This window comes from Polaromonas sp. P3_C2, assembly GCF_056402675.1.
In genome coordinates, this window is sequence record NZ_JBFUGX010000407.1 from 1 (window position 1) to 3,905 (window position 3,905).

The 3,905-nt window shown below is 60.5% G+C and carries 5 protein-coding genes; 2 read left to right on the forward strand and 3 right to left on the reverse strand.

Annotated features, from left to right (window positions below):
• Window positions 1-44: 44 nt before the first annotated feature.
• Genes AC1DWI_RS16020 through AC1DWI_RS16030 form a run of 3 tightly spaced genes read right to left on the reverse strand, consistent with a single transcriptional unit; the run spans window position 45 to window position 2,175 of the window.
• Window positions 45-812 carry a class I SAM-dependent methyltransferase gene (locus tag AC1DWI_RS16020; protein WP_477669711.1) on the reverse strand — a complete coding sequence of 256 codons (768 nt, stop codon included), beginning with the start codon at window positions 810-812 and terminating at the stop codon, window positions 45-47.
• Complete coding sequence (locus tag AC1DWI_RS16025) at window positions 812-1,333, reverse strand: DNA-deoxyinosine glycosylase (protein ID WP_477669712.1); 522 nt, start codon at window positions 1,331-1,333, stop codon at window positions 812-814. The genes AC1DWI_RS16020 and AC1DWI_RS16025 overlap by 1 nt, the downstream gene beginning before the upstream one ends.
• Window positions 1,330-2,175, reverse strand: coding sequence for a TatD family hydrolase (locus AC1DWI_RS16030; protein WP_477669713.1), 846 nt, complete (start codon window positions 2,173-2,175; stop codon window positions 1,330-1,332). Before AC1DWI_RS16030 ends, AC1DWI_RS16025 begins: the two co-directional genes overlap by 4 nt.
• 229 nt (window positions 2,176-2,404) lie before the next feature.
• Between AC1DWI_RS16030 and AC1DWI_RS16035 the strand changes: the two genes are divergently transcribed.
• Complete coding sequence (locus AC1DWI_RS16035) at window positions 2,405-3,481, forward strand: extracellular solute-binding protein (RefSeq protein ID WP_457279531.1); 1,077 nt, start codon at window positions 2,405-2,407, stop codon at window positions 3,479-3,481.
• 14 nt (window positions 3,482-3,495) lie between these two features.
• A partial coding sequence (locus AC1DWI_RS16040) for an ABC transporter ATP-binding protein (protein ID WP_477725203.1) occupies window positions 3,496-3,905 on the forward strand: 410 nt, incomplete at its 3' end.

The window sequence follows — 3,905 nt, forward strand, 5'->3', positions numbered from 1 at the left end:
GTACCCCATCCACCTGGGTCTTTACCATCCGTGCGGCCGCATCATCACGCCGCCGGTGCAAAGAGCCGCAGCCATTTTTTGGCGGGTAGCTTCCAGCACGACTCAATGACACCGGCTTGCTGCAACAGGTCGGACCGCTCGGGACGCGTCGGATCGCGTTGGGCCAGCACCACAGTGTTGCCTTCGCGCGTCGGCCGGAACGCCCAGACCGCTTCGGGCCCGAACGCTTCCGCGATTTTTGTCAGCGACTGCACGTAACTGGAATCGCGGCCAAAAAGATTCACCGTCATCACGCCGTCTTCCGCCAGAAGCCCGCGGCAGTCCTCGTAAAAATCCGCGCTGTCCAGCACCGGTGCCGCCGCCTCGTGGTCATACAGGTCGACATGCAGAAAGTCCACCGTTCCCCGGTGCACAGGTTTTTTGATTTCCAGCGCCGCATCAGCTTCAATGACATGCAGCCTCAGGTCGTCCCGCGGCAGCTTGAACCAGAGCCGGCAGGCCGTGATCACCTGCGGATTGATTTCAATCGCCGTGGTTTTCATGCGCAGCTTTTTGTAGCAAAACTTGGTCAGCGCGGCAGAGCCCAAGCCCAGCTGCATTGCGTGCTTTTTGGACACAGCCGCCGCGTCGGTGAACAGCAGCCCCGCCATCATGCGCTGCACGTATTCCAGCTCGATGTCATACGGTGCATCGCGCAGCATGGAGCCTTGCACCCATTCGGTGCCCAGGTGCAAAAAGCGCACCTCGCCGTAGTCGGAGAAATTGACTTCGGGCAACTCAGCCACCGTTTTTTCTGTTTCTTTTTTCGACATCAAACCAATCCATGCTTTTCAAAAACTTCACGCCAGGCTGCGAGTTTGCGCTCAAAGCTCCATGATGCGTTCGCCGGGCTGGTAGAAGGCAGTTTGTAGACCGGCAGGCCCAGCTGCAAGGTGTGCTTCGAATGCTTGAAACTTTCGCCGCCATTGTGGGCAATCGCTTCCAGCGCCGGACACAGTCGCCGCAGGCTGGCGAGGTCATTGACCTGCGCATTGCGGATCGCGCTGTCCAGGCTGCCCTCGCGTTCACAGGCAGCGTACACGTCCCACAGGCCAAGCCCTTTTGACAAAAGCCATTCGCTACGAATTTGATAGCTGCTACCGCCCGTCCCCATTGGCCCATCGGGCCAAATGGTTTGCAAAATCTTCCAGAAATGGTTTTGCGGGTGGCCGTAATACTGCTGCGCAGCCAGCGAGGCGGCGCCCGGAAAGCTCCCCAGTACCAGCAGGCGGGTGCCGGGAGAAACCAGCGGCGCCAGGCCCGCCAACACAGGTTTCGCGGTGCCCTTTTTCACGCCAGAAGGGCTCCCAGTTTCGGCAGCGCCCGCAATGCGTTGGCAGTCGTTGCGGCCGCCAGCGACGCGAGCGGAATTCCCCGCAAATCCGCCACCTGCTGCGCAATGCGCGGCAACTCGCCCGGCTCATTGCGGCCCTGGGCCTGGCCCGTTTCGCGCTCTGCCGCTGTTTTGTAGATCCAGTGCGGCGGAATGTCGGGCGAATCCGTTTCCATCACCAGCGCCTCCAGGGGCAGTTCCGCCGCCAGGCGCCTGAGTTGCAAGGCAGGCTCAAACGTGACGGCGCCGCCAAAGCCCAGCTTCAGGCCCAGCTTGATAAATTCTCCCGCCTGCTGTTCGCTGCCATTGAATGCGTGGCCGATGCCGTGCCAGCCGCCCTCGGGCGCCAGGTCGCGCAGGTGCTTGAGCAACTTGTCAGCCGATCGCCGCACGTGCAGGATGACCGGCAGGCCGTGCTTGCGCGCCAGCTTGAGTTGTTCACGGTAGAAGTGCTCCTGGCGTTCACGTATAGGGCTTTGCGTCAGGGCAGGCACAAAATAATCAAGGCCGATTTCGCCCACCGCCACCAATCGCGGATCAGACCGCCTCAACGCAAGTTCGTTATCCAGTGTCTGCAGGTCGGCGTCTTGCGCCTGGGGCACACACAGCGGATGGATGCCCAGCGCATAGCTGTCGGAAAACCGGTGCGCCAGCACACGGACTGCCTCGAAATTGAACACGCCCACGGCCGGCAGCACGCAGTGTGCAACGCCTGCAGCGGCCGCCCGCGCACGAACTTCAGCGACATCGGCGGCCAGTTCACCGGCGTCAAGATGGCAGTGTGTGTCTATCCAGAAAGTCATTCAGTCAATGCGGTAGGGCACCCGGGATGCAAAAAGAAAAGGTGCAGGAAAAGGAACAACCTGGCGCAGGCCTTGCTTGCAGAAGATGTTGACACAGAAATGAAATCGGGACACGCTATGCTTTTTTTGAGGAAATGCACGCGCAATTCGTTACCGTTTTTTTGCCGCTGATCTCTTTTCGTCAACCACTGTCTACCACCGTCGACTGATAACACAAGGAAAAGCCAACATGAAATTATCCCGTCTGATGAGCCACATTCTCGGAGCCGGCCTCGTTGTTTCAAGTATGGCCAGCCCCGCCTGGGCACAAGACCAGAAGTTGCGGCTGATTACCTGGGCCGACTATGTGCCGGCTGATGTCGTGGCGCAGTTCAAGAAAGAGACCGGGATCGACGTTGAGCTCACGCTGTCCAATAACGAAGAAATGATTTCCAAGCTGCGCGCCACCGGCGGCGCCGGCTTTGACCTGGCCCAGCCCTCGCAGGACCGCATCACCGGCCCGCAGCAGGAGTTCGGCATCTACAAACCCATGGACCTCAGCAAGATCAAATCCGATCTGTTCATCCCGTCCATGCTGGAAGCCACCAAGAAAAACACCACGCTGGACGGCAAGGTTTATGGCCTGCCGCACATCTGGGGCACCGACGGCCTCGTCGTCAATACCAAGCTGGCCAAGATGACCGACTACCCCGACCTGTGCAAGGCCGACGTCAAGGGCAAAACCGCCGTGCGCCTGAAGCGCCCCACGCTGCTGGCCTTCGCCTTTGCTTCCGGCAAAGACCCGTTTGCGCTGTACAAGGACCCGAAAGCCTACGGCGCGCTGATGGACGAAGTCGGCAAGACCATGATTGCCTGCAAGAGCAACATCAAGTTCTACTGGGACAACAAGGACCAGCTGCTCAACGGCATGCGTGCCGGCGAAGTGGTGGGAGCCATGATGTGGGATACCGGCGGCTGGAAGCTCAATGCCGAAAAACCTGAAATCCAATACATCGCACCGAAGTCGGGCGCACTCGGCTGGATCGACACCTTCGCCATCCCGGCCAAAGGCCGCAACGATGCCGCCGCCTACGCCTGGATCAACTTCAATATGCGCCCCGAGATTGCCGCAAAAGTGGCAGGCTCTGCCGGCAACTTCACCGCCTCCAAGGGAGCCGACCAGCTGGCCGATCCCAAGCTGAAAGCCCAGTTCGCCGCCAGCTTCCCTGAAGCCGCGTTGAAAAACGTGAAGTGGTATCCCGCAGTGCCTGCCGGCATCGAGGACATCGAAGGCCGCGTATTAGACCGCGTGAAAGCAGCCCAATAACCGGCCTATCACCGGTGCACGCAGACCTTCAAGCCGAACACGTCGGTAAAACCTACGCCGGCCAGCCCGCAGTCAAGGACTTGTCCTTTTCCGTGGAGCGCGGCAGCTTCTTTTCCATCCTCGGCCCATCGGGCTGCGGAAAGACGACGCTGCTGCGCATGATCGCCGGCTTTCTGTCGCCCGATGCGGGCCAGATCCACATCGGCGGTAAACCCATGAACGGCGTGCCGCCCAACCAGCGGCCCGTCAACATGGTGTTCCAGCACCTGGCACTGTTCCCCATGATGTCGGTCGGTGAAAACGTTGGCTACGGCCTGGCACGGCGCGGCCTCTCGCGCGCCGACATCGCCGGCAAGGTCGGCGCCATGCTTGAACGCGTGAGCCTGCCCGGCATGCAGGACAAGCGGGTCGACCAGCTATCGGG

Excerpts from the sequence above, each read along its gene's own strand:
- AC1DWI_RS16030 (WP_477669713.1), bottom strand. The coding sequence starts at position 2,175 with ATGACTTTCTGGATAGACACACACTGCCATCTTGACGCCGGTGAACTG.
- AC1DWI_RS16035 (WP_457279531.1), top strand. The coding sequence starts at position 2,405 with ATGAAATTATCCCGTCTGATGAGCCACATTCTCGGAGCCGGCCTCGTT.
- AC1DWI_RS16020 (WP_477669711.1), bottom strand. The coding sequence starts at position 812 with ATGTCGAAAAAAGAAACAGAAAAAACGGTGGCTGAGTTGCCCGAAGTC.